At 62.9% G+C, this 26,475-nt stretch carries 22 protein-coding genes and 1 pseudogene; 18 read left to right on the top strand and 5 right to left on the bottom strand.

Annotation, left to right across the window (positions count from 1 at the left end):
- The first annotated feature begins 147 nt into the window (after positions 1-147).
- The 10 genes from PC358_RS16930 (at position 148) to PC358_RS16885 (ending at position 13,193) form a co-directional block, all read left to right on the top strand.
- Positions 148-1,830, top strand: a complete 1,683-nt coding sequence (locus tag PC358_RS16930; protein ID WP_033701287.1) for a fatty acid--CoA ligase — start codon at positions 148-150, stop codon at positions 1,828-1,830.
- Positions 1,831-2,163: 333 nt separating this feature from the next.
- Complete coding sequence (locus PC358_RS16925; protein WP_033701285.1) at positions 2,164-4,050, top strand: DUF1302 domain-containing protein; 1,887 nt, start codon at positions 2,164-2,166, stop codon at positions 4,048-4,050.
- A 25-nt stretch (positions 4,051-4,075) separates the two neighbouring features.
- The gene (locus tag PC358_RS16920) at positions 4,076-5,440 is read left to right on the top strand and encodes a DUF1329 domain-containing protein (RefSeq protein WP_033701284.1); all 1,365 of its coding nucleotides are present in this window, start codon (positions 4,076-4,078) and stop codon (positions 5,438-5,440) included.
- Between the two features lie 278 nt (positions 5,441-5,718).
- On the top strand, positions 5,719-8,436 hold the full coding sequence (locus tag PC358_RS16915) for a winged helix-turn-helix domain-containing protein (protein ID WP_033701283.1): 2,718 nt from the start codon (positions 5,719-5,721) through the stop codon (positions 8,434-8,436).
- Between the two features lie 172 nt (positions 8,437-8,608).
- Complete coding sequence (locus PC358_RS16910; RefSeq protein WP_033701281.1) at positions 8,609-10,216, top strand: tetratricopeptide repeat-containing response regulator; 1,608 nt, start codon at positions 8,609-8,611, stop codon at positions 10,214-10,216.
- Positions 10,213-10,905: a sensor histidine kinase gene (locus tag PC358_RS16905; protein ID WP_033701279.1), complete on the top strand. Its 693-nt coding sequence runs from the start codon at positions 10,213-10,215 to the stop codon at positions 10,903-10,905. The genes PC358_RS16910 and PC358_RS16905 overlap by 4 nt, the downstream gene beginning before the upstream one ends.
- 183 nt (positions 10,906-11,088) lie before the next feature.
- Positions 11,089-11,367, top strand: a complete 279-nt coding sequence (locus PC358_RS16900) for an AbrB/MazE/SpoVT family DNA-binding domain-containing protein (protein ID WP_081874754.1) — start codon at positions 11,089-11,091, stop codon at positions 11,365-11,367.
- A complete protein-coding gene (locus PC358_RS16895; protein ID WP_033701277.1) occupies positions 11,364-11,711 on the top strand; it encodes a type II toxin-antitoxin system ChpB family toxin in 348 nt (115 codons plus the stop codon). Before PC358_RS16900 ends, PC358_RS16895 begins: the two co-directional genes overlap by 4 nt.
- Positions 11,712-11,719: 8 nt before the next feature.
- Complete coding sequence (locus tag PC358_RS16890; protein ID WP_033701276.1) at positions 11,720-12,364, top strand: MBL fold metallo-hydrolase; 645 nt, start codon at positions 11,720-11,722, stop codon at positions 12,362-12,364.
- 109 nt (positions 12,365-12,473) lie between these two features.
- Positions 12,474-13,193, top strand: coding sequence for a YiaD family glycine zipper/OmpA-like lipoprotein (locus tag PC358_RS16885; RefSeq protein ID WP_033701275.1), 720 nt, complete (start codon positions 12,474-12,476; stop codon positions 13,191-13,193).
- 42 nt (positions 13,194-13,235) lie between these two features.
- Here PC358_RS16885 and pta read toward each other — a convergent pair whose 3' ends face one another.
- Both pta and PC358_RS16875 read right to left on the bottom strand, forming a co-directional pair.
- Positions 13,236-15,323 carry a phosphate acetyltransferase gene (gene pta / locus PC358_RS16880; protein WP_033701274.1) on the bottom strand — a complete coding sequence of 696 codons (2,088 nt, stop codon included), beginning with the start codon at positions 15,321-15,323 and terminating at the stop codon, positions 13,236-13,238.
- 32 nt (positions 15,324-15,355) lie between these two features.
- Positions 15,356-15,658: a DUF3565 domain-containing protein gene (locus tag PC358_RS16875; RefSeq protein WP_033701526.1), complete on the bottom strand. Its 303-nt coding sequence runs from the start codon at positions 15,656-15,658 to the stop codon at positions 15,356-15,358.
- Between PC358_RS16875 and PC358_RS16870 the strand changes: the two genes are divergently transcribed.
- Both PC358_RS16870 and PC358_RS16865 read left to right on the top strand, forming a co-directional pair.
- Positions 15,657-16,142, top strand: a complete 486-nt coding sequence (locus PC358_RS16870; protein ID WP_016501463.1) for an FKBP-type peptidyl-prolyl cis-trans isomerase — start codon at positions 15,657-15,659, stop codon at positions 16,140-16,142. The two genes, PC358_RS16875 and PC358_RS16870, sit on opposite strands and share 2 nt — an antisense overlap.
- Before the next feature lie 145 nt (positions 16,143-16,287).
- Positions 16,288-16,770: a glutathione peroxidase gene (locus PC358_RS16865; protein ID WP_033701272.1), complete on the top strand. Its 483-nt coding sequence runs from the start codon at positions 16,288-16,290 to the stop codon at positions 16,768-16,770.
- 9 nt (positions 16,771-16,779) lie between these two features.
- Here PC358_RS16865 and PC358_RS16860 read toward each other — a convergent pair whose 3' ends face one another.
- Positions 16,780-17,997 carry a glycosyltransferase family 4 protein gene (locus PC358_RS16860; RefSeq protein ID WP_033701271.1) on the bottom strand — a complete coding sequence of 406 codons (1,218 nt, stop codon included), beginning with the start codon at positions 17,995-17,997 and terminating at the stop codon, positions 16,780-16,782.
- Between the two features lie 178 nt (positions 17,998-18,175).
- Between PC358_RS16860 and PC358_RS28455 the strand changes: the two are divergent.
- Both PC358_RS28455 and PC358_RS28450 read left to right on the top strand, forming a co-directional pair.
- Positions 18,176-18,904 (top strand): annotated as a pseudogene (locus PC358_RS28455) (PAS domain-containing protein); the annotation flags it as partial.
- Positions 18,905-19,060: 156 nt separating this feature from the next.
- Complete coding sequence (locus PC358_RS28450; RefSeq protein WP_371925420.1) at positions 19,061-19,492, top strand: methyl-accepting chemotaxis protein; 432 nt, start codon at positions 19,061-19,063, stop codon at positions 19,490-19,492.
- Positions 19,493-19,644: 152 nt separating this feature from the next.
- Here PC358_RS28450 and cysZ read toward each other — a convergent pair whose 3' ends face one another.
- Positions 19,645-20,373 carry a sulfate transporter CysZ gene (gene cysZ / locus PC358_RS16850; RefSeq protein ID WP_033701268.1) on the bottom strand — a complete coding sequence of 243 codons (729 nt, stop codon included), beginning with the start codon at positions 20,371-20,373 and terminating at the stop codon, positions 19,645-19,647.
- A gap of 329 nt (positions 20,374-20,702) precedes the next feature.
- On the opposite strand from cysZ, the gene trxB reads away from it, so the two are divergent.
- Positions 20,703-21,665 carry a thioredoxin-disulfide reductase gene (trxB, locus tag PC358_RS16845; RefSeq protein ID WP_033701267.1) on the top strand — a complete coding sequence of 321 codons (963 nt, stop codon included), beginning with the start codon at positions 20,703-20,705 and terminating at the stop codon, positions 21,663-21,665.
- Positions 21,666-21,728: 63 nt separating this feature from the next.
- Here trxB and nadC read toward each other — a convergent pair whose 3' ends face one another.
- Positions 21,729-22,577, bottom strand: a complete 849-nt coding sequence (gene nadC, locus PC358_RS16840; RefSeq protein ID WP_033701266.1) for a carboxylating nicotinate-nucleotide diphosphorylase — start codon at positions 22,575-22,577, stop codon at positions 21,729-21,731.
- A 242-nt stretch (positions 22,578-22,819) separates the two neighbouring features.
- Between nadC and PC358_RS16835 the strand changes: the two genes are divergently transcribed.
- The 3 genes from PC358_RS16835 (at position 22,820) to ampE (ending at position 26,465) form a co-directional block, all read left to right on the top strand.
- Complete coding sequence (locus PC358_RS16835) at positions 22,820-24,985, top strand: DUF1631 domain-containing protein (protein ID WP_033701264.1); 2,166 nt, start codon at positions 22,820-22,822, stop codon at positions 24,983-24,985.
- Between the two features lie 86 nt (positions 24,986-25,071).
- Positions 25,072-25,638 carry a 1,6-anhydro-N-acetylmuramyl-L-alanine amidase AmpD gene (gene ampD / locus PC358_RS16830; protein WP_033701263.1) on the top strand — a complete coding sequence of 189 codons (567 nt, stop codon included), beginning with the start codon at positions 25,072-25,074 and terminating at the stop codon, positions 25,636-25,638.
- Positions 25,635-26,465: a regulatory signaling modulator protein AmpE gene (gene ampE / locus PC358_RS16825; RefSeq protein ID WP_033701262.1), complete on the top strand. Its 831-nt coding sequence runs from the start codon at positions 25,635-25,637 to the stop codon at positions 26,463-26,465. The genes ampD and ampE overlap by 4 nt, the downstream gene beginning before the upstream one ends.
- Positions 26,466-26,475 lie beyond the last annotated feature (10 nt).

The raw sequence follows: 26,475 nt of genomic DNA, 5'->3' as shown, positions 1-26,475 counted from the left end.
AGTGTCTAGCCCGCGGTTACCGCGCGTCAACGCCTGCCACTCATACCTCAACGGCCCAAATCATTCCTTCGGCTGATTTGACCGTCACATTGAGCTACTACAGTAGATCCAGACTTGTCCGGCCCGCTTTTCAGAAAAGGGATACCCATGTTGCAGACCCGCATCATCAACCCCGCCGAAGGCGCCTACGCCTACCCGCTGCTGATCAAACGCCTGCTGATGTCCGGCAGCCGTTACGAGAAAACCCGCGAGATCGTCTATCGCGATCAGTTGCGCCTGACTTATCCACAGCTCAACGAGCGTATCGCTCGCCTGGCCAATGTCCTGACCGAAGCCGGGGTCAAGGCCGGTGACACGGTGGCGGTGATGGACTGGGACAGCCATCGCTACCTGGAATGCATGTTCGCGATCCCAATGATCGGCGCGGTGGTGCACACCATCAACGTGCGCCTGTCACCGGAACAGATCCTCTACACCATGAACCACGCCGAAGACCGGGTGGTGCTGGTCAACAGTGACTTCGTCGGGCTCTACCAGGCCATCGCCGGTCAGTTGACGACGGTCGACAAGACCGTGCTGCTGACCGATGGCCCGGACAAGACCGCCGAGCTGCCGAACCTGGTCGGCGAGTACGAACAGTTGCTCGCCGCCGCCAGCCCACGCTACGACTTCCCGGATTTCGACGAGAACTCGGTGGCCACCACCTTCTACACCACAGGTACCACCGGCAACCCCAAGGGGGTGTACTTCACCCATCGGCAACTGGTGCTGCACACCCTGGCCGAAGCCTCGGTGACCGGCAGCATCGACAGCGTGCGCCTGCTGGGCAGCAACGATGTGTACATGCCCATCACCCCGATGTTCCACGTGCATGCCTGGGGCATCCCTTACGCCGCCACCATGCTTGGCATGAAGCAGGTGTACCCGGGGCGCTACGAGCCGGACATGCTGGTCAAGCTGTGGCGTGAAGAGAAAGTCACCTTCTCCCATTGCGTGCCGACCATCCTGCAGATGCTGCTCAATTGCCCCAGCGCCCAGGGCGAGGACTTCGGTGGCTGGAAGATCATCATCGGCGGCAGTTCGCTTAACCGGTCGTTGTACCAGGCTGCACTGGCGCGCGGTATCCAGCTGACGGCGGCGTACGGCATGTCCGAGACCTGCCCGTTGATTTCTGCCGCGCACCTGAACGACGAACTGCAGGCCGGCAGCGAGGATGAGCGCATCACCTACCGGATCAAGGCCGGCGTGCCGGTGCCCCTGGTGGAAGCGGCGATCGTCGACGGCGAGGGCAATTTCCTCCCGGCCGATGGCGAGACCCAGGGCGAACTGGTGCTGCGAGCCCCGTGGCTGACCATGGGCTACTTCAAGGAGCCGGAAAAGAGCCAAGAGCTGTGGCAGGGCGGCTGGCTGCACACCGGTGACGTCGCGACCCTCGATGGCATGGGTTACATCGATATCCGCGATCGCATCAAGGATGTGATCAAGACCGGCGGCGAGTGGGTATCTTCGCTTGACCTCGAAGACCTGATCAGCCGTCACCCGGCGGTGCGCGAAGTGGCGGTGGTGGGTGTCGCCGACCCGCAGTGGGGCGAGCGACCCTTTGCCCTGCTGGTGGTGCGCGACGGGCAGGCCATTGACGCCAAGTCGCTCAAAGACCACCTCAAGCCTTTTGTCGAAGAGGGGCATATCAACAAGTGGGCAATTCCAAGCCAGATCGCCGTTGTTACTGAAATTCCCAAGACCAGTGTCGGCAAACTCGACAAGAAACGCATCCGCCAGGACATCGTCCAGTGGCAGGCCAGTAACAGCGCGTTCCTGTCGACTCTGTGAGCACCATGCGGGTCGTGTACGTCAGAACACGACCCGCATGCTAGAGAGCCCGGCGCCTTGCCAAACAGCCAAAATGCGCCATGCTTCAGCACTGCCAGCGCGTCACGAAGAAAAACGTCCGTGCGAGTTGGCGGCACGGAGCGCAAATCACACTTTAGAGGGATCAAGCGCCTGTGCCTTGCTGGCTATAGTCGAGGCCAGGGGATTTTCAGGAATGGGGGAGGGCGACACGCGCAAGCCGTGTTGCCGCAGGCGCAAGCCTGCATACCGGTCCCACGGGCCGTTTCTGAAAGGACTCACTGCCATAACAAAAAAGTACATGGAGTAGCGTCGATGAAATCTGCAAACCTGTTCTGGCGCCGGGCCAAGTTGCCCCTGGCCGTCAGCCTTGCTTCCACGCTCGCAAGTCCTGCTTTCGCTGTCAGTTTCAACATTGGTGAAATCGAAGGCCAGTTCGACTCGTCGCTCTCCATCGGCGCCAGTTGGTCGACGGCCAACCCCAACAAGAACCTGATCGGGGTGAACAACGGCGGCAAAGGCCTGTCGCAGACCTCCGACGATGGCCACCTGAACTTCAAGAAGGGCGAAACGTTCTCCAAGATCTTCAAGGGCATCCATGACCTCGAACTCAAGTATGGCGACACCGGCGTGTTCGTGCGCGGCAAGTACTGGTACGACTTCGAGCTGAAGGACGAAGGCCGCGAGTTCAAGGACATCAGCGACTCCAACCGCAAGGAAGGCGCCAAGTCTTCCGGTGCCGAACTGCTCGATGCGTTCGTCTATCACAACTATTCGATTGGCGACATGCCAGGCTCGGTGCGCCTGGGCAAGCAGGTTGTCAGCTGGGGTGAGAGTACCTTCATCGGCGGCGGCATCAACTCGATCAACCCGATCGACGTGTCCGCGTTCCGCCGCCCGGGAGCCGAGATCAAGGAAGGCCTGATCCCGGTCAACATGTTCTACATCTCCCAGAGCTTGACCGATAACCTGTCGGCCGAGGCCTTCTATCAGATCGAATGGGACCAGACCGTCGTCGACAACTGCGGCACGTTCTTCTCCCAGCCAGACATCATCGCCGACGGCTGTACCGACAACCTGCGCGTGCTCAACAGCAGCCGCACGGTGCCGGGCGCGGCCCAGCAGTTCCTCGCCACCCAGGGCGTGAACATCAACGAGGAAGGGGTGATGGTGCGCCGCGGCGCCGACCGTGATGCCCGTGACAGCGGCCAGTTCGGCGTGGCTCTGCGCTACATGTTCGACCCGCTGGACACCGAGTTCGGTGCCTACTTCATGAACTACCACAGCCGCGCGCCGATCTTCAGCGCCACTGGCGCCCCACCGTCGGTGTTCGCCGGCCTGAGCGCGCTGCCTGCACAGTTGCGAGCGCTGGCACCGCTGATCGTGGCCGGTAACTCCGAGTACTTCGTCGAGTACCCTGAGGACATCCGCCTGTACGGCCTGAGCTTCTCCACCACACTGCCCACAGGGACCGCCTGGAGTGGTGAAGTCAGCTACCGCCCCAACGCCCCGGTACAGCTGAACACCACCGACATCCTGTTCTCCGGTGTTCGCCCGATTGGTGGCGCCCTGAGCAACGCGTCGCTGCTCTCCGGTACCCCAGGGCAGGACCTGCACGGCTACCGTCGCAAGGAAATCACCCAGTTCCAGACCACCCTGACGCACTTCTTCGACCAGGTAATGGGCGCCAGCCGCATGACCGTGGTGGGCGAAGTGGGTGTCACCCATGTCGGCGGCCTGGAAAACGCACGCGAGACCCGCTACGGCCGCGACCCGGTATTCGGGCCTGGCCCGCTGCCTGCCACCGGCGGTGCGGACACCTGCCAGGCACTCAATGGCAGCACCATCGCTGGCGCGGGTGCTGGGGCATCCACCACCAACCTGAATCGCAAATGCGAGAACGACGGCTACACCACCAGCACCTCCTGGGGTTACCGCGCCCGGGTCATCTGGGACTACAACGACGTCTTCGCCGGGGTCAACCTCAAGCCCAGCGTGGCCTGGTCGCATGACGTTTCCGGCTACTCGCCTGGCCCGGGTGCCAACTTCGAGGAAGGCCGCAAGGCCGTCAGCCTGGGCCTGGACGCCGAGTACCAGAACACCTATACGGCGAGCCTGTCGTACACCAACTTCTTCGATGGCAAGTACAGCACCGTGGATGACCGCGACTTCGTCGCCCTCAGCTTCGGCGTGAACTTCTAAGAATACTGATTCAGGACGACACGACATGAACAAGACCAGAAGTCTGCTGCAAGCCGGTGTACTGGGCCTGTCCCTGCTGGCGACCAGCGTCATGGCTGCGGTATCCGCCGACGAGGCGGCCAAGTTGGGCAGTACCCTGACGCCGATGGGCGCCGAAAAGGCCGGCAACGCCGATGGCTCGATCGGCCCGTGGGAGCCGCTGTCGAAGACGGCGGGTAGCGTCGACGGCAAGGGCTTCCTGGCCGACCCGTATGGCAGTGACAAGCCGCTGTTCACCATCACTGCGCAGAACGCCGATCAGTACAAGGACAAGCTTTCGCCGGGCCAGCTGGCCATGTTCAAACGCTACCCGGACAGCTTCAGGATCCCGGTATTCAAGACCCATCGTGGCTCCACGGTACCTGCCGACGTGTTCGCCGCCATCAAGAAAAACGCCACCCAGACCACGCTGGTGGAAGGCGGCAACGGCTTGAACAACTTCGACACGGCGGTGCCGTTCCCGATCCCGAAAAGCGGCCTGGAAGTGATCTGGAACCACATTACCCGCTACCGGGGGGGCAGTGTCAGCCGCCTGGTAACCCAGGCAACGCCACAGCAGAACGGCTCTTTCAACCCGGTGTACTTCTCCGACCAGTTCGTCTTCCGCGACAAGATGAAGGATTACGACCCGAGCAACCCGGGCAATATCCTCTTCTACTTCAAGCAGGAAGTGACCGCGCCCGCTCGTCTGGCCGGGACGGTGCTGCTGGTGCACGAAACCCTCGACCAGGTGAAGGAGCCGCGCAAGGCGTGGATCTACAACGCCGGCCAGCGTCGCGTACGCCAGGCACCGCAAGTGTCGTACGACGGCCCGGGTACCGCTGCCGACGGCCTGCGTACCTCGGACAACCTGGATATGTTCAACGGGGCGCCAGACCGCTACGACTGGAAGCTGGAAGGCAAGAAGGAGCTGTACATCGCCTCCAACGCTTTCAAGCTGGATGACCCCAAGCTGAAGTACACCGACATCATCAAGGCCGGGCACATCAACCAGGACCTGTCCCGTTACGAGCTGCGCCGCGTCTGGCACGTGGTCGCAACCCTCAAACCGGGCCAGCGGCACATCTACGCCAAGCGTGACTTCTACATCGATGAAGACACCTGGCAGGCTGCAGTGATCGACCAGTACGACGGTCGTGGCCAGCTGTGGCGCGTTTCCGAAGCCCATTCCCAGCCGTATTACAACAAAGAGGTGCCTTGGTACACCCTGGAAACCATCTACGACCTGCAGTCGGGGCGTTACCTGGCGCTGGGCATGAAGAACGAAGAGAAGCGCGCTTACGACTTTGGCTTCAGTGCCAGCAAAGCCGACTTCCAGCCAGCGGCCCTGCGTCAGTCGGGTATTCGTTGAGCTGATAACCTGCAACTCCGTGTGATCCCCAGAACGCCCCGGCTTGCCGGGGCGTTTCTGTTCAGCCACTGCGCAATTCGCGGCCACCTGCAGGGCCGCGATAAGGCCGGTGAATATTCCGCCAAAGCCCCGGCCTAGTGCTCGTCCATCAGGGTTGTTGCTTTTTGTCGTAGTCTTTTACAGCGCAATTGCGCCCATCATCTTCAAATGCGCTGCGTTACCCGCTAGTCTCGCAAGCATCCGTATCGCCGTTGTCTTCCCATCAGAATGAGCCGGCCATGACAGATCTGTCCCGTACGCATGGATTCGCCAGCCAGGCCCTCGGCCTGCTGGGCGGGCGTTTCTTCCGGCCACCGCTGCCGGACGGCCATGTGCCGCGTGCACGTCTGTGCCAGCGCCTTCAAGCAGGCCTGAATGGGCGGTTGCTGCTGGTCAACGCGCCGGCGGGCTTTGGTAAAAGCTCGTTGGCCATCGAGTTCTGCGAAGCACTGCCCGAGCACTGGCGAAGCCTCTGGCTTGGCCTGAGCCAGCGCGATGCCGACCCCGGGCGTTTTCTCGAGCGGCTGCTCGAAGGCCTGCAGCAGTACTGCCCCGCCTTGGGTGGCCAGGCCATGGGCTTGCTGAAAATGCGCCAGCGTCACCAGCCATTCGCCTTCGAGGAGTGGATCGACGGCCTGCTCGACGAGCTGGCGCAGTACCTGCAGGCCGATACGCCCCTGCTGCTGGTGCTGGATGACTATCACCTGGCGCAAGGGCCGGTACTCGACAGTTGCCTGCAGTTTTTCCTCAATCACTTGCCCAATGGCCTAGTGCTGTTGATCACCAGCCGCCAGCGCCCGGATTGGCACCTGGCGCGCTTGCGTCTGTCCCGGCAACTGGTCGAACTCAACGAGCAGGAGCTGCGCCTGACGCCTGACGAGTCGTTGGCGGTAATCGGCCGCCAACCCACCGGCCTGCGTGGCCAGGCACTGGACAACCTGATCCAGCGCAGTGACGGCTGGGTGGCCGGGCTACGCTTCTGGCAGCTTGCGGCCAGCGAATCAGGCGATGAGCATGCCTTGCCCCACGCCTTGCATGGCGGCGAAGGGCTGATACGCGATTACTTGCTGGAAGAAGTCATCGAGATCCTGCCGGCGGACGTACAGGCCTTTCTCTACGAAACGGCGTGCCAGGAGCGCTTCTGTGCGCCGCTCTGCGATGCCCTGCGTGGCCGCGAGGACAGTACCGCGATCCTGCGCTTCCTGCAGGCTCACCAGGTGTTTCTGGTACCGCTGGACGAGCACGGTCACTGGTTTCGTTACCACCACCTGTTCTCTGACCTGCTGCGTAGCCGCCAGGCCAGCGAACCGCTGGCGGGCCTGCACTTGCGTGCCTGCCGCTGGTTCGAGGGGCAAGGCTTGCTGGACGAGGCGGTTGAACAGGCGCTGCGTGCCGGCCACCTCGATGTGGCTGCCGACCTGGTGCAGAGCCTTTCCGAGGAGCAGCTGCTGGCCGAGCAGAACGTCGGCATGCTGCTGCGCTGGAAGATGGACCTCCCAGAAAGCTTGCTGATCAGCACGCCGCGGCTGATCGTGCTGTATAGCTGGGCGTTGGGGTTGGCTTGCCAGCTGGATGCGGCCGAAGAACTGGCCGGTTACCTCAGCCGTTTTCTGCCTGCGCCGTCGGCGACCGCGCAGAAGTCGATGCTGGCCCAGTGGCTGGCGCTGAGCGGCGTCATCGCGCGCGGTCGGGGTGATCGCGAGCGCACCTTGGCTTATTGCGGTGAAGCGCTGCAAAGCCTGCCGTGCAAGCGTTATGGCCAGCGCCTGGTGTGCCTGTCGACACTGTCCAACCTGGCCATTGCCGATGCCGACTTCTGGCATGCGCGGGGCTGGAACCGCGAAGCTCTGGAGCTGGCCCAGCGTGTCGGCAACCCGCTGTTCGAGGCCCTGGCGCACTATGATCGGGCGCGGGTGCTGCATGCCCGTGGTGAAGTGTTGCGGGCCCTGGACGAAGTGCGCCAAGGCTTGCAGCGCCTGCAGGGGCTGTCGGGGCAGCGCCTGTATGCGGTGCGGGCGCGGCTGACCCTGTACGAGGGCTACCTGCTGGTTTCGCGCCTGCAAGCCGCCCAAGGCCGTGCGCGCCTGCGTGCGGGGCTGGGTGAAGCGCGGGCCTGCCGGGACATCAGCGTGCTGATCGGCCACTGTGTGATTGCGACGCTCGATGGCCGTGAGGGCCACTTCGCCGAAGCGTTCGCCGAGCTGGCCGAGGCGGAGCGGCTGATGCACATCTGGGATGTTCCGCCGATCTACTACCTGGCCATGATTACCCTGGTCAAGTGCGAGCTGTGGCTGGCGCAAGGGCGTACCGACCTTGCCGAGTCGTGGTTGCTGCGGCTGGGGCAGACCTACGGCGGCGAGCAGCCCGCAGCGGCCCCGGAGTTTCACCCGTTGCTGCCACTGCATATCGAACTGCAGCAGGCGTTGCTGGCGCGTATCCAGCTGCGTACAGATGAATCTATTCAGCGCCTGTCTGGGCTGGTCGAACGGGGTTTGGCCAGTGGCGGCATGCTGCTGGCCGTCAGTGCACTGTGCCAGTGGGTTGCCCTGCTGCTAGGGGAGGGCCGTGACGCGCAAGCTGCCGGGCTGCTGCCCAAGGCGCTCGAAGCCGCGCAGGGCGGCGTGCTGCACCCCTTCCAAACGTTGCTCGAAAAACACCCACAGTGGCTGCACGAGCAGCTTGCAGCGCACCCCGGTTGCGCGGTGCAGGCCGAACTGCTCAAGCGCCTGCCGCCATTACCTGTGGTCAGCAGCGGCAGCGGCGAGGCGTTGAGTGGTCGGGAGCGGGCTGTGCTTGAGCTGATCGCGCAGGGGTGTTCCAACCAGCAGATCAGCGAGCGGCTGTTTATCTCGCTGCATACCGTCAAGACCCATGCCAGCCACATCAACAGCAAGCTGGGCGTCGAGCGCCGGACGCAAGCGGTGGCCAAGGCCAAATCGCTGGGCTTGCTGGCCTGAGGTAGCCCTCGCGGGGTTTGCTCGCTAAAGTAATGGCTTGAGGCCACTGCGCGCAATTGTTTAGCGCGCTGCATGCTCAACCCTCATCTTTCCCGACCGGCTGCCGATACAGCATTCGGTGGTATGCATCGCCTTGCGCGATTTTTCAATCATCCCAATACAGGTCGTGTTGATGCTGCAGTACGGGCAAAAGAGCTTTCTGATCGTCGACGACTTCACCGACTTTCGTACGTCGACACGTTCCATGTTGCGCGAGCTGGGTGTGCGCGACGTGGACACTGCCGACAGCGGCGAGCAGGCCCTGCGCATGTGCGCGCAGAAACGTTATGACTTCATCCTGCAGGACTTCCACCTGGGCGACGGCAAGAAGAACGGCCAGCAGGTGCTCGAAGACCTGATCCTCGACAAGCACATCAGCCATGAGTGCGTGTTCATCATGGTGACGGCCGAGAGTAGCCAGGCCATCGTCCTCAGTGCCATCGAGCATGAGCCCGATGCCTACCTGACCAAGCCGTTCAACCGGGTAGGCCTGGCCCAGCGCGTCGAGAAGCTGTTCCAGCGCAAGACCTTGCTCAAGCCGATCCTCCAGGCCCTGGACCGCGGTCGCCCGGCCGAAGTCCTGGCGGCCTGCGCCGAGCTGTGCAAGAAGGACCCGCGCTTCGCCCCTCTGTGCCTGCGCTACCGGGCCGATGCCCTGCGCAACCTCAATCGCTTCGACGAGCTGGAAAAGTTCCTCAAGGCCATTCTCGCCAGCCGCCCGCAGCCGTGGGTGTACTCGGCGCTGGGCAGCCTGATGCACAAGCGTGGCCAGAATGCCCAGGCTCAGGGCGTGTACGAGCAGGCACTGAAGGCCTTCCCGATCATGCCGGGCCTGTACGACGGCATGGCCGAAGTGCTGGTGGCGCAGGGCGAGAACAAGCGCGCGCAGAACATGCTGGAAGAAGCAGTGCGCCTGTCGCCGCTGTCGGTACGCCGGCAGGCCACGCTGGGCAAGCTGGCGCTGGGCAACGAGGACTTTGAAACCTCCTCGAAAGCGTTCCGCCATGCAGTGAACCAGGGGCAGAGTTCGCGCTACAAGGATGCCGAGAACAACCTTGGCCTGGTGCAGGCCTTGATGAGCAAGAACGCAGGCTTTGGCCTGGACGCCCGGACCCGCGTCGAGATCAACACCGTGCTCAGTGAAGTGGCCAAGGAAAACCCCGAGGATCAAGGCTTGCAGGTGCGCGCCCGGATGATGAAAGCCGCGAGCCTGCAGCAGGCCGGTGACGCCGAGACGGCCGCCAAGCTCACCGAGCAGGCCATGCAGCGTCTGGACAAGATGGAACAGTTCTTCTCGGTCGATGCTGCGCTGACAGTGGCTGCCCAACTGCAGGCGTCAGGGCAGGAAGCGGCCGCGATTGGGGTGCTCAAAAGCTGTGTGGAAAGCTATGGCGATGACCCCAAGGTCATGCAGAAGGTGGCCAAGCTGACGGATGATCCGGCCGTACTCAATGCGATCACCGAAGCCGTAACCCTCAACCGCCAGGGAGTGCGTAGTTACCAGGGAGGTCAGCTCGACGAAGCGCTGCAGTTGTTCCGCAAGGCCTTGGCCTTGCAACCGAAGAACATCAGCATCGCCCTCAACACCGCCCAGGCGCTGCTGCGCATCGGGGGGGATGACCCACAGCCTGCGATCATGCAGGAATGCCGCAACGCCTTGACCAGCGTTGCCGGCATCCCGGCCAGCGACAACCGCTATGACCGCTATGGCAAACTGCACATCCGAGTGTTCGGCGCATGAATCAAGACAATCAGGGGCTGGATTTTTCCACGGTGATCGCCTCCACCGTGCACGACCTCAAAAACTCCCTGTCAGCGCTGATCCAGTCCCATGACCAGTGGCTGGCGCGCTTGCCCGAAGAGTTGCGCACTGGCACCGAGCAAGGGGTGATGGAGCACGAGTTCCGCCACCTCAACGGTATGCTGGTGCAGCTGTTGGGGCTGTACAAACTGGGTGTCAACCAGCTGCCGGTCTGCCCGGACTACCACGAGCTGGATGACTTCATCGAAGCCCAGTTGGCTGCCCATCAGGAAGTACTCAAGCACAACGACATCCTCGCCACCTGGCGTATCGACACCGACAACCCGTTGGGCTTTTTCGACCGCGAACTGGTGGCGTCGGTGATCGCCAACGTCATCACCAACGCCACCCGTTTTGCCGGGCATGCCTTGTTGATCAGCATCGAGGAAGAGGCCAACCAACTGGTGATCTGCGTCAACGATGACGGCCCGGGTTATCCACAGCGCATGCTCGAACGCCAGGAAGAGTTCATTCAGGGGATCGATTCACACAGTGGCAGTACTGGCCTGGGCCTGTACTTCGCTGCGCGGATCGCGGCGCTGCATGAGAGCGATGGGGTGAAGGGGCGCATCGAGATTTCCAATGGCGGGGCGCTTGGGGGCGGGTTGTTCAGGTTGTTTTTGCCTTGATCGTTCACGTGGCCATTTCGCGTGATCAGGTGTTGCCTTTTATTGCGGCCCCAGCGTCGATTCCCAAGACGATGTAAGGGATTTCCTTCTTGTGGTAGCTGGGCTTTTTTTCCAGCCAGGCGAGTGACAATGTAGATACGACGTTTCTACATTTCACTTGCAATCGCATGGAGGATTTCTAGTATGTATCTACCTTGGGAGATACTTATGCAGATCAAGATTCAGCAGTGGGGCAATAGCGCGGCCATTCGCCTCCCTGCAGCGGTGCTCAAGCAGCTGCACCTTGGTGTCGGCTCAACCCTTAGCTTGGATACGGCGGGTGAAACGCTGGTGCTCAAGCCTGTCAGGTCCAAACCTAAATACACCCTTGAAGAATTGATGGCTCAGTGTGATCTGACGGCACCGGAGCCAGAGGACATGGCCGCCTGGAGCGCGATGCGCCCAGTGGGGCGTGAAGTGTGAAGCGGGTTAAATTCGCCCGAGGCGATATTGTTCGTATCAACCTTGATCCCACTGTCGGACGAGAGCAGCAAGGCGCAGGGCGACCCGCATTGGTGCTTACACCCTCGGCCTTCAATGCTGCGGGGCTCGCAGTGATCGTGCCGATCTCCCAGGGTGGGGATTTCGCAAGGCATGCAGGGTTCGCAGTGACGCTTAGCGGCGCGGGTACGCAGACGCAAGGGGTCATGCTCTGTAACCAGATACGCACAGTGGATCTGGAGGCCAGAAAGGCCCAGCGTGTCGAGGCTGTGCCCGAGGTGGTCATCCTTGATGCACTGGCTCGCGTACAAACCCTCTTTGAATAATGGTCCCTATGGAAAATCTATCCTCAGCCCTCATCCGCGAAACCTTCCCCGTAGGCCCCCTGCAGTGCAATTGCACCCTGATCGGCGACCCGCTGAGCAAAAAGGCCATCGTCGTCGACCCAGGCGGTGACCCGGAGAAGATCCTCGCCCGCCTGCAAGCCCATGGCCTGACCTTGGTAAGCATCATCCACACCCACGCGCATTTCGATCACTTCCTCGCCTCGGGCAAGTTGAAGGAACTGACTGGCGCGACATTGCACCTGCACAAAGACGACCAGTCGCTGTGGGACAACCTGGAGATGCAGTGCCAGGTGTTCGGCGTGCCTTACACCCCGGTGCCTGCCCCAGACCGCTGGCTGAGCGATGACGAGGAACTGGCCTGTGGTTGTGGCGTAGCCTTGCATACCCCGGGGCATACGCCCGGCTCGATGAGCTTCTGGTTCGCCGATGCCAAGCTGTTGATTGCCGGCGATACTCTGTTCCGTCGCGGTATTGGCCGCACCGATTTGTGGGGCGGTGATCAGCGGGCTATCGTTCGTTCGATCAAGGAGCGGTTGTACCGGCTGGATGAAACGGCCATCGTGGTCACAGGCCACGGGCCAGATACCCGCCTGGGTGACGAGATGCGCGAGAACCCGTTCGTTCGGGCATGAACCCGCGTGAAAACGTGTTCATGGAATTTTTCTGCCGCTTGGCAATCCAAGGCTGGCATAGATCCATTCGCGGTCTGCCGCATTTATGAATTTCAGTAGGAGCTTGTCCATGTTCACCATGCGTCGTCTGATTATCGTCGCAACCGCTGCAGCCCTGATGACTGGCTGCGCAAGCCAGAACCCGTACGACAACCAGGGTCAGGCGCAGGGCTCCACGGGGATGAGCAAGACCGCCAAGTACGGCGGCTTGGGCGCGTTGGCCGGCGCTGTCGCCGGTGCCGCCATCGACCACAACAACCGGGGTAAAGGTGCGCTGATCGGCGCCGCCGCAGTGGGTGCCGCAGCAGCCGGTTACGGCTACTACGCCGACAAGCAGGAAGCCGCACTGCGTGCACAAATGGCCAATACCGGCGTCGAGGTGCAGCGCCAGGGCGACCAGATCAAGCTGATCATGCCAGGCAACATCACCTTCGCCACCGACTCGGCCAACATCGCGCCAAGCTTCTACTCGCCGCTGAACAACTTGGCCGGCTCGTTCAAGCAGTTCAACCAGAACACCATCGAAGTGGTCGGCTTCACCGACAGCACCGGCAGCCGTCAGCACAACATGGACCTGTCCCAGCGCCGCGCGCAGGCGGTCAGCACCTACCTGACTTCGCAGGGTGTGGATGCTTCGCGTATTTCGGTACGTGGCATGGGCCCGGACCAGCCGATCGCCAGCAACGGCGACGCCAACGGCCGGGCACAGAACCGTCGCGTGGAGGTCAACCTGAAGCCGATCCCAGGTCAGCAGTATGACCAGCAAGGGCAGGTTCAGCAGTATCCGTAAGTCATAAGGGTCGCCTTGGGGCTGCCAAGCAGCCCCAAGGCTTCAGCGCACGACGCTGGCCTGAATCGCCGTCAGGGCGATGGTATGCACGATATCGTCCACCTGAGCCCCGCGCGGCAAATCGTTCACCGGCTTGCGCAACCCCTGCAGCATCGGCCCCAGGCTGACCCCATCGGCACTGCGCTGCACCGCTTTGTGCGTGGTGTTGCCGGTATTGAGGTCGGGGAAGACGAACACCGTGGCTCGCCCGGCAACCGGGCTGTTTGGTGCCAGTTCCCGGGCGATGGCCGGGTTGGCCGCAGCGTCATACTGCAACGGCCCATCGATCAGCAGATCATGCTCCGCGCTTTGTGCCAGGCGTGTCGCTTCGCGGACCTTCTCGACTTCTTCATCGCTCGCCGAATCACTTGAATAACTGATCATCGCCACCCGCGGCGCGATGCCGAAGGCCTGTGCCGATTCGGCGCTCTGCCGGGCAATTTCTGCAAGTTCTGCGGCACTGGGGTGCGGGTTCATCACGCAGTCGCCGTACACCAGCACCTGCTCGGGGAACAGCATGAAGAACACCGAAGACACCAGGCTGGCACCTGGCGCCGTCTTGATCAGCTGCAGGGCCGGGCGGATGGTGTTGGCGGTGGAGTGCACCAGGCCCGAGACCAGGCCGTCGACCTCATCCAGGGCCAGCATCATGGTGGCGATCACCACCGGGTCTTCCAGCTGCTGCTCGGCCATGGGCGCATTAAGGTTCTTGCTTTTGCGCAGCTCGACCATCGGTTCGACATAGCGCCCGCGAATCAGCTCCGGGTCGAGTATTTCCAGGTCTGGCGGCAGGGTAATGCCCTGGGCGCGGGCAACGGCTTCGACGGCCTCGGGCTTGGCCAGCAGTACGCAACGCGCGATGCCACGGGCCTGGCAGATCGCCGCCGCCTGCACCAACAGCGGCTCGGCGCCCTCGGGCAGGACGATGCGCTTGTTGGCCTGTTGTGCGCGTTGAATCAACTGATAGCGGAACACCGCAGGCGACAGACGCAGCTCACGTGGCGTGCCACAGCGCTGATGCAGCCAGGCAGCGTCGAGGTGGCTGGCGACGAAATCGGTGATGAACTCGGCACGCTCGCGGTCATCCACGGGGATCTCGCGGTTCAGTGAATTGAGCTGGTTGGCCGTGTCGTACGAACCGGTACTCACCGAAAGAATCGGCAGGCCGGCTTGCAGGGCGCCGCGGCACAAGCCAAGGATGCGCGCATCGGGCTTGCTGTCGCTGGTCAGCAGCAGGCCGGCCAGGGGCACGCCATTGATCGCCGCCAGGCTCACGGCCAGAATGATGTCGTCACGGTCACCCGGGGTCACCACCAGGGTGCCAGGGGTGAGCAATGGCACGGTGTTGGCCACGGTGCGTGCGCAGATGATGATCTTGCTCATGCGCCGCTGCTCGTAGTCCCCGGCGTTGAGCACCTGGGCGCCAAGCAGGTCGGCCACATCGCGGGTGCGCGGGGCGTTCAGCTCGGGCTGGTAAGGGATGCAGCCCAGCAGGCGGAAGTCGTTGCCGCGCAGCAATGGCGAGTGCTCGCGCAGGCGCGTGGCGAAGTCCGCCATGCTTTCTTCGGTGCGCACCTTGTTGAGAACCACCCCGAGCACTTTCGGGTCGCGTGGGCCGCCGAACAGCTGGGCCTGCAGCTCGACCCGGCCGGACAGCTCGCTGAGGACCTCGTTTTCCGGCGCCGACACCAGAATCACCTCGGCATCCAGGCTCTTGGCCAAGTGCAGGTTGACCCGCGCCGCGTAGCTGGCGTGGCGGGTCGGCACCATGCCCTCGACCACTACCACGTCATTGCCCACGCAGGCTTGCTGGTACAGGCGGATGATTTCTTCGAGCAGTTCGTCAAGTTGGCCATCGCCGAGCATGCGCTCGACGTGCGCCAGGCTCAAAGGCTTGGGCGGCTTGATGCCGTGGGTCCGTGCGATCAGTTCGGTGGAGCGCTCGGGGCCGGTATCGCCGGGGTGAGGCTGGGCGATCGGCTTGAAAAAACCGACCTTCAGGCCTGCGCGTTCAAGGGTGCGAACCAGGCCCAGGCTGATTGAAGTCAGGCCGACACCAAAGTCGGTCGGCGCAATGAAAAATGTTTGCATGCGTGCTTCTCGAAATAAAGCGGTGCAAGGAATCAACGGCCAAGGGTAGCGCTATCGGCCCCCTGTGCACACCAGCCACAGGCGAAAGCCTGGCCGATGCGCTGCTGGCGCTGAGCGGCATCGAGCACCCACGGGCGCGCCTGCCAAGGGGGTTGGTGGCGAAGGTGCTGGGTGTGGCCGCACGACAACTCGACCACCCAGTGGCCTTCTTCGTCCTGATGGAAGCCAGTGATCCGACTGATGGGCTGTTCCTCGGCCGAGGCGCGTTCGCAATCGGGCGATGGCTTGGTTACACTTGTCCGCTCTACATACTTTTGCAAAAGGTCTTGCCCCATGCTGATCGCCGCCAACAAGGCTGTCTCCATCGACTATACCCTGACCAACGACGCCGGGGAGACCATCGACAGCTCCGCCGGTGGCGCGCCGCTGGTTTACCTGCACGGTGCCGGCAACATCATCCCGGGCCTGGAAAAAGCCCTGGAAGGCAAACAGGCCGGTGACGAGCTGAATGTCTCCATCGAGCCGGAAGACGCGTACGGTGAATACCTGGCCGAGCTGGTCAGCACCCTGAACCGCAGCCTGTTCGAAGGCGTCGACGAGCTGGAAGTCGGCATGCAGTTCCACGCCTCGGCGCCGGATGGCCAGATGCAGATCGTCACCATTCGCGACCTCGACGGCGACGACGTTACCGTTGACGGCAACCACCCGCTGGCCGGCCAGCGCCTGACCTTCCAGGTCAAGGTTGTCGACGTGCGTGATGCCAGCGAAGAAGAAATCGCTCACCGTCACATCCACGGTGAAGGTGGCCATCACCACTGATTTTCTGCGCTAAGCTCAGAGAGTCGCCAGGCGCTCGGGCAAGCCATTTGCCTTCCCAATGGGAGGTGGACGGCTTGGACGAGCGCTTTTTTATTGGGCGGGTTTCGCCCACGCGGCCATCGGGAACCTGAGAGGGGATTACATCATGAGTGCATTTCACGACCTGAAGTTGGAGGCACTGAACGGCGGGGAACTGCCCCTCGCACCGTTCAAGGGCCAAGTGGTGCTGGTGGTCAACGTTGCCTCCAAGTGTGGCCTGACGCCGCAATACGCTTCGCTGGAAAAGCTGCAACAGCAGTTCAAGGGCAAGGGTTTCAGCGTGCTGGGGCTGCCCTGCAACCAGTTTGCCGGCCAGGAGCCTGGCAGCGAGAAGGATATCCAGGAATTCTGCAGCCTCAACTACGGTGTCAGCTTCCCCTTGGGCGCCAAGCTGGAGGTCAATGGGCCACAACGCCACTCGCTGTATCGCCTGCTGGCAGGGGAGGGGGCTGAATTCCCCGGTGACATCAGCTGGAACTTCGAAAAGTTTCTGGTAGGCAAGGACGGGCGTGTGCTGGCGCGCTTCTCGCCGCGCACTGCGCCGGATGACCCTGCCGTGGTTCAGGCCATCGAGAAGGCACTGGGCTAAGGTTTTTCCTCAGCCGCGCGGGGCTGTCGAACCTGGCTTGATCGCCAGCGCAGTGCCCGGTGCCTGTTGCGTCGCGCCTGCGCGTTGTTTGCAGGCACCATACAGATAGGCCTCGAACTGCTCGACAATCGCCGGCCAGCCTTGGCGGCTGGCGTGTTGACGGGCGTTCAGGCGTACTCGGCGCAGGGTTTCTTCCTCTTCCAGCAACCAGCAGGCGGCATCGATAAAGGCCGCCTGGTCCCCGGGCATGGCCAGCGCGCCGCTGTGCCCATGACGAAGATGTTGCGCGGCCGCCGCCTCATCGTAGGCCACCACCGCCAGCCCCGAAGCCATGCCTTCGAGTACCACGTTGCCAAAGGTTTCGGTCAGGCTTGGGAACAGGAACAGGTCACCGCTGGCATAGTGCTCGGCCAGTGCCTCACCGCGCTGGGCGCCACAGAACACGGCATCAGCCACCTGTTGTTCAAGGGCGGCGCGCTGTGGGCCGTCGCCGACCACGATCAGGCGCAGGCGCTTCTGTGGATAAGTCTGCTTCAGCGCGTCCAGGCACGGGCGCAGCAGCCCCAGGTTCTTTTCTGCCGCCAAGCGCCCGACATGCAGCACGGCGATATCGTCCGGGCCAAGCCCCCAGCTTTCACGCAGCACCTGGCTGCGCCGGGCCGGGTTGAACAGGCAGGCATCGACGCCGCGAGCCAGCAGTTCCAGGCGCTCGAAGCCACGGCGTTCAAGCTCCAGGCGCTGGCTGATGCTGGGCACCAGGGTGATGGCCGTACGGCGATGGAACCAGCGCAGGTAGTGGGTGAGCAGGCGTGCCAGCAAACCCAAGCCATATTGGCCGGAGTACTGCGGGAAGTTGGTATGGAAACCGCTGACTACCGGCACCCCCAGGCGCCGTGCCGCGCGCAGCGCACTCAGCCCCAATGGCCCTTCGGTAGCGATGTACAGCACATCCGGGCGTTGCCTGCGCCAGCGCCGCAGCAGCTTGTGCATGGACACTTCGCCCCATTGCAGGCCGGGGTAGCCGGGCAAGCCCCAGCCGCGGCACAGCATCAGTTGCGGGTCGTTTTGCACCGGCGCTTCGCCGGCTTGGCGTGGGCGCACGATCTCGATGTCATGCCCGCGTTGGCGCAACCCTTCGCTGAGGCGGCCAAGGGTATTGGCGACACCGTTGATCTCCGGTGGGAAGGTTTCGCTGACGAGGGTGATACGCAGGGCGGGTGTATTCATGACAAAAAGTGTCCGCCTGCAGCATTGCGCGCATGTGACGGCCTTGTGACGTGCAGGTGACGCCTGATCGCCGGTTGTTTCAACGGTGTGAATATTTGCCTGCAGGGTGCTCAAGAACCTGCCACCACCAGCCGATGAAGATGCATTCGATTACGTGCTGCGCTCCAGGAGAGCGGGAATGTTCAACAACAAGCTCAAGCAAGAAATCCAGCAACTGCGTGAAGACCTGCTGTCGGTCGAACAGGTCAAGAGCAGCCTCGACAGCGAGATGCTGGTGCTCCAGCTCGACCCCCAAGGACGGATCGAGATGGTCAACGGCAACTTCGAGAGCGAGATGCTCTACCGTGCCGACCAACTGCTTGGACGCAAACTCGAAGACATTGTCCCGGCCCATGTGAAGACGCTGGATTTCTATCAGCGCATGAAAAGTGCCATTAGCCGTGGCGAGCACCTCAACGGGGCGTTCCGCCTGCTGCGTGGCAATGGCCAGGAAGCCTGGCTGCGCTCCATCCTGCAGCCGGTCAAGAACAGCGAAGGGCGCCTCAAGTATTTCACCCTGCACTCGAGCGACCTTACCCGCACCATCGAAACCTCACGCGAGCACGAAAGCCTGATCAAGGCATTGATGCGCTCGACCGCCGTGATCGAATTTGGCCTCGATGGCACCATTCTGACTGCCAACGAACGTTTTCTGACCGCGGTCGGCTACCGTCTCGAGCAGATCTGCGGCAAGCATCACCGCATCTTCTGTGAGCCTGCAGAAGCCAATTCGGCAGGGTATCAGGCGTTCTGGGACAAGCTGCGCCGGGGCGAATACATCGCTGAGCGCTTCAAGCGCGTCGACGCCCATGGCCGGGTAGTGTGGCTGGAGGCGTCCTACAACCCGATCTTTGATGCCCATGACGTGCTGTACAAGGTGGTCAAGTTCGCCACCGTGATCACCGACCAGGTCAACCAGGAGCAGGCGGTTGCCGAGGCGGCGGACATCGCCTTCAACACTTCGCTGGGCACGGACACCAGCGCGCGCAAGGCCACCGAGGTGGTGACGCAAACCGTAAGCGTCATGCGTGGGCTGGAGGCGTCGATGCAGGAGGCGGCCGAGGGTATCCAGGCGCTGGACACTCAGTCGCGGGTGATCGGCTCGATCATCAAGACCATCAGCGACATTGCCGGGCAGACCAACCTGCTGGCGCTCAACGCCGCCATCGAGGCAGCCCGTGCGGGGGAGCAGGGGCGGGGGTTTGCTGTGGTCGCCGACGAAGTACGCCAGCTGGCCTCGCGTACCAGCACTGCCACCGAAGAGATTGCCAGGGTCGTGCAGCAGAACGAGCAATTGGCCCAGGCTGCGGTGGCGATCATCGACACCAGCAAGCGCCAGGCCGAGCAGGGGCTGGCGCTTGCCGATGAGACCGGCAACGTGATCGTCGAGATTCAGGACGGAGCGAAGCGGGTGGTGGACGTGGTGGGGCAGTTTTCCAGCCGCCTGGCTCAGTGATTGTTGTTGTTGTTGTTGTTGTAGGAGCGGCCTTGCGTCGCGAAAGGGTCGCGTAGCGGCCCCATCGATATTAGCGGCGACGCTGAAATCCGGGGGCCGCTACGCGACCCTTTCGCGACGCAAGGCCGCTCCTACAACAGCGCGTGCCAGGCTCAGTTACGCTCGCGTACCCAGAACAGGGTGGCACCGGCCACCGCTGCCGGCATCATCAGCACGTTCACCACCGGCACCATCAGCGCCAGGTAGGTGATGCCGCCAAAGCCCAGCGACTGCCAGCGCTTCTGGCGCAGCCAGGCGAGCATGTCCTGCCAGCTCATCTTGTTGTTGTCCGCCGGGTAGTCGATGTATTGGATAGCCATCATCCATACCCCAAAAATCAGCCACAACGGCGCCGCGATCACGTTGACCACCGGGATCAACGACAGGATGAACAGGCCGATCGCCCGGGGCAGGAAGTAGCCCAGCTTGCGCATCTCGCGGCCAAAGGTGCGCGGCACCATGGCCACCAGCTCAGCCCAGCTGAACGCGGGGAAATTGTCTTCGCCGCGCACCACCACTTCGACCTTTTCGGCCAGAAAACCATTGAACGGCGCGGCAATGACGTTGGCGACCAGGGTGAAGGTGAAGAACACCATCAGCACCACCAGGGCGACGAACAGTGGCCAGAGAATGTACGTGAGGAAGTTCAACCAGCTTGGCAGGGTCGGCATCAGCGCGTCGACCCACACACTGAACTGGTGGCCGGCAAAGTAGATCAGGCCGCCGAACAGCAGCAGGTTGACGGCCAGGGGCAGCAGCACGAACAACCGCAGGTTCGGGCTCAGCACCAGTTTCAGGCCTTCGCGCAGATACTGGGGGCCAGAGAGGACAGGGGCTTGCATCGAGACACTCCGAACATAAGGAAAACGCGCTGACCTTACCGAGTTTGTTGCGCCGACGAAAGGCGGGCGATGTCGGCGAAACCGGCTGTAACAAAAGCATCAGGGCGTTTTTCGTGAATGAAATTGCTGAATAGACGATGCCTATGAGGTGGATTGTCGAAGGATATTTCCTTAATCTTTGCGACCTCGCTACAGTGCGCTCAACTTTTAGGTTCTGGACCGACGCGTTGTAGCCTTCCCCAAGGTTGCGTGGGTCCTTTTTAAATTCCAGCTGGCACCGCCGGCACACCGATGCTGGCCCCGTGCGGCCGGCTCGACAGGAGTTCGACATGTCTGAAGTACGTCATTCGCGCGTCATCATCCTCGGTTCCGGCCCTGCCGGTTACAGCGCCGCAGTCTATGCCGCCCGTGCCAACCTCAAGCCGCTGCTGATCACCGGCATGCAGGCCGGTGGCCAGCTGACGACCACCACCGAAGTCGACAACTGGCCGGGCGACCCCCATGGCCTGACTGGCCCAGCCCTGATGCAGCGCATGCAAGAGCACGCCGAGCGCTTCGAGACCGAGATCGTCTTCGACCACATCAACGCTGTCGACCTGGCCAACAAACCATTCACCCTGCAAGGTGACAGTGGCACCTATACCTGCGACGCGCTGATCGTTGCCACTGGCGCCAGCGCCCGCTACCTGGGCCTGCCGTCGGAAGAAACCTTCATGGGCAAGGGTGTTTCGGCCTGCGCTACCTGTGACGGCTTCTTCTACCGCAACAAGCCAGTAGCCGTTGTCGGTGGCGGCAACACCGCGGTTGAAGAGGCGCTGTACCTGGCCAACATCGCCAGCAAGGTGACCTTGGTTCACCGTCGCGAAACCTTCCGTGCCGAGAAGATTCTGGTCGACAAGCTCAACGCCCGCGTGGCCGAAGGCAAGATCGAGCTCAAGCTCAACGCCACCCTGGACGAAGTACTGGGTGACAACATGGGCGTGACCGGTGCGCGCCTGAAGAACAACGATGGCAGCAGCGACGAAATCAAGGTCGACGGCGTGTTCATCGCCATCGGCCACACGCCGAACACGTCGCTGTTCGAAGGCCAGCTGACCCTCAAGGACGGCTACCTGGTGGTCAATGGCGGCCGTGAAGGCAACGCCACTGCCACCAACGTCGAAGGTGTGTTCGCAGCGGGCGACGTGGCCGACCACGTCTACCGTCAGGCCATCACCTCGGCCGGTGCAGGCTGCATGGCGGCACTGGACGTCGAGCGTTACCTGGACGGCTTGGCCAACGCCTCGTTCTGATCCAACGCTCGAAAAAAACCGGCCATCTGGCCGGTTTTTTCATGCCTGCAATTTTCTGCGCCTTCAGAGGCTCAAGCGCATCGACAAGTCCACCGCCTTTACATCCTTGGTCATGGCACCAATGGAGATGTAATCGACGCCGGTTTCGGCAATCAACCGCAAGGTGCTCTCGTTGACGCCGCCGCTGGCCTCAAGTTTGGCCTTGCCTGCGGTGATGCGCACCGCTTCGCGCATTTCATCCAGGGTCAGCTCGTCGAGCATGATGATATCCGCCCCCGCACTCAGGGCCTGGCGCAGTTCGTCCAGGCTTTCGACCTCGATTTCCACGGGCTTGCCAGGGGCGATGCGGTGCGCTGCTGCCACCGCTTCAGGCACGCCACCGCTGGCGGCGATGTGGTTTTCCTTGATCAGGAAGGCATCGTAAAGGCCGATGCGGTGGTTGTCGCAACCGCCACAGGTGACTGCGTACTTTTGCGCCAGGCGCAGGCCGGGCAGGGTCTTGCGGGTGTCGAGCAGGCGCACCTGGGTGCCGTCGACCAGGTCGGCCAGAAAGCGCGCGCGCGTGGCGACGCCAGACAGCATCTGCAAAAAGTTGAGCGCACTGCGCTCACCGCTGAGCAGCGAGCGTGCCGGGCCTTCCAGGTGGAACAGCGGCTGGTTGGCCAGCGCGCGGTCGCCGTCGGCGACTTGCCAGTGCACGGCTACCCGCGGGTCGAGCTGGCGGAACACGGCGTCGACCCAGGCGGTGCCGGCGATCACGCAGTCCTCGCGGGTAATGATGGTCGCCTTGGCCAGGCGCTCGGCAGGGATCAGCTGCGCGGTGATATCGCCACTGCCGATGTCCTCCAGCAGCGCGCGGCGCACGTTGGCTTCGATTTCGGCGGTCAGGTCGGCGAGGCGTAGGTTCGGCATGGTCGGCTCCACAAGCTAGATGCCGGCGATTATAGGGCAGGGGGCCGGTGTGTACAGCGCCCTGGCGGGTGACCTTTGGTCGGTCGGTGTGAGCATCTGCGGCAAAGCAGGGTCATTTCCCCGTACGCGAAACGGCGCTGGCAGCTATCAGATTTTTTGCCGATAATGGTGCCCAGTATTTGGCGTCATAGCTTTGACGAATTATTGCCCGCTCGGGCAAGCGAGCCTGCAAGGAGTTCGGGATGCATAAAGAAGGCAAGGTGGTGCCGCTGGCGGCAGCCATCGACAGAGGGGCGCGCACGCCTCTGCCTTGCCTTCCGGTATTGCTCCTGCAAGTGCGCGACAAGGCTGCACTGCAATTGCGCCAAGGCCTGCAAGCCTTGTTCGACAACGCCGACGACACCCTGTTCGAGATGGCCGACAAGGCCTTCGAGCGCTGCGACCAGAACCTGTATTTTGAAGCGATGCGCGACTTGCGCCTGAAGCGCAAAAGCATCGAGCGGGGCTTTCTCGATACCTTCTACGACACCTTCGCCAGCATCGGCAAGGTTGACCCCTTGGGGTGCCTGGGTGAAACGCAAAGCGCAGCCAGCAAGGCGCAACTGGAGCGCGCATCGGCGCTTGAAGGGATGGTCGCGCGGGTGCTCTCGCGTGACGGCATTGCCCTCCAGCAACTGGGCCTGCGCTTGCAGGCCTTGCTCGATCGCCCTGTAGCGGAGCAGCAGAACCCGGTCGGGCCTGCTGCCCTGTGCGGTTATTTTCTCGAAGCGGGCCGCAACCTGGGGGTCGGTCTGCGGGTGAAGCTGGTGTTGCTCAAGCTCTTCGAGCGCTACGTGCTGCGTGATGTGGATGTGCTTTACGCGGAGGCCAACCAGTTGCTGGCCGCCGCCGGCGTGCTGCCCGAGTTGCAACCTGCGCCGCGTCGGCGTGCCGAGGACCGGCGCATGAGTGCCGGGCGCCGGCCGGCAAACCTGGAGGCACAGGGGCAGGTGGGCGCGGACAGTGCGGGGCAAGCGTTTTTTGCTTCGCTGCAGGCACTGCTGGCCCCGTCGCGTGGGCAGATCGCACCGCGTTTGCAGGCTGTGGCCGCTGCCCAGCCGATCAGCACCGGCGACCTGCTGCGCCTGCTCTCGCACCTGCAACACTATGTACCCGCCACCCAAGCGGCAGATGACTTCGAACTCGGCCAGCAGCTTGAGCAACTGCTGTTGCGCGTCAGTGTGCGCAGTGGCACCCGCCGGCGCATCGCCACCGCCGATGAAGACATGATCAACCTGGTCGGCCTGCTGTTCGGCTATATCCACAATGACCACAACCTGCCGCCCAGCCTGCGGGCGCTGATTGCGCGTTTGCATATCCCGCTGCTCAAGGTCGCGCTGCTCGACAAGGGATTGTTCAGCCGTGCCAGCCACCCGGCCCGCCGCCTGCTCAACGAGATCGCTGCTGCTGCGATCGGCTGGGAGCAAGGCGGTGAGGGCCTGCGCGACAGTTTGCATCTGCGGGTGGAGCGAATCATTCAGCGCCTGCTCAACGATTACACCGAGGACGCGTGCCTGTTCGCCGAACTGCTCGACGAATTCCTCGCCTTCAGCCACGACGAGCGCCGCCGTAACGAGCTGCTCGAGCAGCGCACCCGAGACGCCGAAGAGGGCCGGGCGCGCACCTTGCAGGCCCGCCTGCGGGTGCAGCAGGTGCTCAACCAGCGTCTGCGCGGGCGGGTGTTGCCGCAGGTGGTGGTACAGATGCTGGTGCAGGCCTGGAGCCAGGTGCTGCTGCTGGCGTGGCTCAAGCAGGGCGAAGGCTCGCAGGTGTGGCGTGATGCCCTGGCCACCATGGACACCCTGCTCGTCAGCATTGCCCCGCACCAGGCCTGCGAGCAACTGCTGCAACAGGTGCCAGGCCTGCTCAAGGCCTTGCGTGAAGGCCTGGCTGGCGTGGCGCTGGACTCGTCCGCCACCCGCGACTTCTTCCAGCAACTGGAGCAATTGCACCTGCGTGCCTGCTCGGCTTGCGTACCGCCATTGGCCGATGACCACCCGGCGTTGCAAGAGGTACGGGTAGCCGAGGACATCGTCCTGGCCCTCGCCGAAGAGCCGGCCTGTGCGCCCTTGCACATTGCCGATGGGTTCGCCGCGCAACTGCGCCAGGTTCAGCGCCTGCGTATCGGCACCTGGGTCGAGGTGTTCGATGAAGACGACACACTGCGCTGCAAGCTGGTGGCACGTATCGACAGCAATGATCGGCTGATCTTTGCCAATCGCACGGGCATGAAGGTGCGAGAATGGAGCACTGGCAGCCTGGCCCAGGCGTTGCAGCGGGGGGATGCGCGTGTGCTCGATGACGGCTTGCTGTTCGAACGGGCGCTGGCGTCGGTGCTTGAAGGGCTGCGGCAACAGCAGGTGCATTGACCCCCTTACAATGATTCACATGCAAACGGCCTCGCCCGCAGGGCATACTGCTGTTCTGTACCCGGCGTTTTTCAGGATCTGCCACCATGCAATTGGACCGTGCCACCGGCTGGTTCCACGGAATCACCCACTGCCCTTCGCCGAACTTCAACGCGCGCCCCGAGGGCGAGTCGATTTCCCTGCTGGTGATCCACAACATCAGCCTGCCGCCCGCGTGTTTCGGCACCGGCAAGGTTCAGGAGTTCTTCCAGAACCGCCTGGACGCCAATGAGCACCCCTATTTCCAGAGCATCTGCCAGCTGACGGTGTCGGCGCACCTGTTCGTCGAGCGCGATGGTGCCGTGACCCAGTTCGTGTCATTGCTCGACCGCGCCTGGCATGCTGGCGTCTCCAGCTTCGACGGGCGTGAAGGCTGCAATGACTTTTCCATCGGCATCGAGCTCGAAGGCACTGACGACCTGCCTTACACCGATGCCCAGTACGCCACGCTGGCGCAGCTTACCCGGCAGATCCGCAACGCCTGGCCGGTCATCGGCCTGGCGCGCATCCAGGGCCACAGCGACATTGCGCCGGTGCGCAAGACCGACCCAGGCCCGGCATTTGACTGGGGCCGCTATCGCCAAACCGTGAAGGATAACGAGGATTACCCATGAGTTTTCTGGTTCTGCTGCTGGCGCTGTGGGTCGAGAAGTTCTCGGCACTGCGCCATCAAGTACAGCGCGATGGTTTTTTCCTGGGCGAAATGGTGCGCCTGGAGCGCAGCGGCAAGGTGCAGCCGTGGTGGACGCTGGCCATTCTGGTGCTGGCGCCGGTAGCGGTGCTGGTACTGCTGCTGCATGTGCTGGAGCCGGTGGCCTATGGCCTGCTGGCATTGCCGGTACACCTGCTGGTGCTGGTCTACAGCCTGGGCCGCGGCGATGCGAAGGCGGCGCTGGGGCCGTTTCGCGATGCCTGGCGGCGCGGTGATGATCAGGCCGCCCTGCACGTTGCCGAGCGCGATCTGGGCCTGGTGGCCGACGAACCGCAAAGCCTGCTGGTGCGCGTGCAGGGCTATTTGCTGTGGCAGGCTTACCAGAGCTTCTTTGCCGTGATCTTCTGGTATTTCGTGCTCGGCCCCGGTGCTGCATTGGCCTATCGCCTGCTGGCGCTGTGCGGCGAGCACAGCAATCAGCCCGCGCTCAAGGCGCGTGCCGAGCAATTGCGGCACATCATGGACTGGCTGCCGGTGCGGGTGCTGGCCTTGAGCTTCGCGCTGGTCGGCAATTTCGTCGCGGTCACCCGCGTCATGCTCCACGAACTGCTCAACTGGCACATCAGCGCCGGGCACCTGGTGGCCCGGGTCGGCCGGATTGCCGACGATATTCCCGAGGAAGAAGACAGCCAGCGTGGGTTGAGCCGGTTGGACAGCCTGTGGGAGTTGCTGCTGCGCTGCGCGGTGCTGTGGTATGCCGGGTTCGCCTTGTGGACGGTGCTGGTCTGAGCCTACCCAG

This window comes from Pseudomonas capeferrum, from assembly GCF_000731675.1.
Classification (GTDB): Bacteria; Pseudomonadota; Gammaproteobacteria; order Pseudomonadales; family Pseudomonadaceae; genus Aquipseudomonas; species Aquipseudomonas capeferrum.
This window is presented reverse-complemented; position numbering and strand designations above follow the sequence as displayed.

Coding starts and splice junctions, on each gene's coding strand:
- PC358_RS16930 (WP_033701287.1), top strand. CDS start 148: ATGTTGCAGACCCGCATCATCAACCCCGCCGAAGGCGCCTACGCCTAC.
- PC358_RS16925 (WP_033701285.1), top strand. CDS start 2,164: ATGAAATCTGCAAACCTGTTCTGGCGCCGGGCCAAGTTGCCCCTGGCC.
- PC358_RS16920 (WP_033701284.1), top strand. CDS start 4,076: ATGAACAAGACCAGAAGTCTGCTGCAAGCCGGTGTACTGGGCCTGTCC.
- PC358_RS16915 (WP_033701283.1), top strand. CDS start 5,719: ATGACAGATCTGTCCCGTACGCATGGATTCGCCAGCCAGGCCCTCGGC.
- PC358_RS16910 (WP_033701281.1), top strand. CDS start 8,609: ATGCTGCAGTACGGGCAAAAGAGCTTTCTGATCGTCGACGACTTCACC.
- PC358_RS16905 (WP_033701279.1), top strand. CDS start 10,213: ATGAATCAAGACAATCAGGGGCTGGATTTTTCCACGGTGATCGCCTCC.
- PC358_RS16900 (WP_081874754.1), top strand. CDS start 11,089: ATGTATCTACCTTGGGAGATACTTATGCAGATCAAGATTCAGCAGTGG.
- PC358_RS16890 (WP_033701276.1), top strand. CDS start 11,720: ATGGAAAATCTATCCTCAGCCCTCATCCGCGAAACCTTCCCCGTAGGC.
- PC358_RS16885 (WP_033701275.1), top strand. CDS start 12,474: ATGTTCACCATGCGTCGTCTGATTATCGTCGCAACCGCTGCAGCCCTG.
- pta (WP_033701274.1), bottom strand. CDS start 15,323: ATGCAAACATTTTTCATTGCGCCGACCGACTTTGGTGTCGGCCTGACT.
- PC358_RS16870 (WP_016501463.1), top strand. CDS start 15,657: ATGCTGATCGCCGCCAACAAGGCTGTCTCCATCGACTATACCCTGACC.
- PC358_RS16875 (WP_033701526.1), bottom strand. CDS start 15,658: ATGGGGCAAGACCTTTTGCAAAAGTATGTAGAGCGGACAAGTGTAACC.
- PC358_RS16865 (WP_033701272.1), top strand. CDS start 16,288: ATGAGTGCATTTCACGACCTGAAGTTGGAGGCACTGAACGGCGGGGAA.
- PC358_RS16860 (WP_033701271.1), bottom strand. CDS start 17,997: ATGAATACACCCGCCCTGCGTATCACCCTCGTCAGCGAAACCTTCCCA.
- PC358_RS28450 (WP_371925420.1), top strand. CDS start 19,061: ATGCGTGGGCTGGAGGCGTCGATGCAGGAGGCGGCCGAGGGTATCCAG.
- cysZ (WP_033701268.1), bottom strand. CDS start 20,373: ATGCAAGCCCCTGTCCTCTCTGGCCCCCAGTATCTGCGCGAAGGCCTG.
- trxB (WP_033701267.1), top strand. CDS start 20,703: ATGTCTGAAGTACGTCATTCGCGCGTCATCATCCTCGGTTCCGGCCCT.
- nadC (WP_033701266.1), bottom strand. CDS start 22,577: ATGCCGAACCTACGCCTCGCCGACCTGACCGCCGAAATCGAAGCCAAC.
- PC358_RS16835 (WP_033701264.1), top strand. CDS start 22,820: ATGCATAAAGAAGGCAAGGTGGTGCCGCTGGCGGCAGCCATCGACAGA.
- ampD (WP_033701263.1), top strand. CDS start 25,072: ATGCAATTGGACCGTGCCACCGGCTGGTTCCACGGAATCACCCACTGC.
- ampE (WP_033701262.1), top strand. CDS start 25,635: ATGAGTTTTCTGGTTCTGCTGCTGGCGCTGTGGGTCGAGAAGTTCTCG.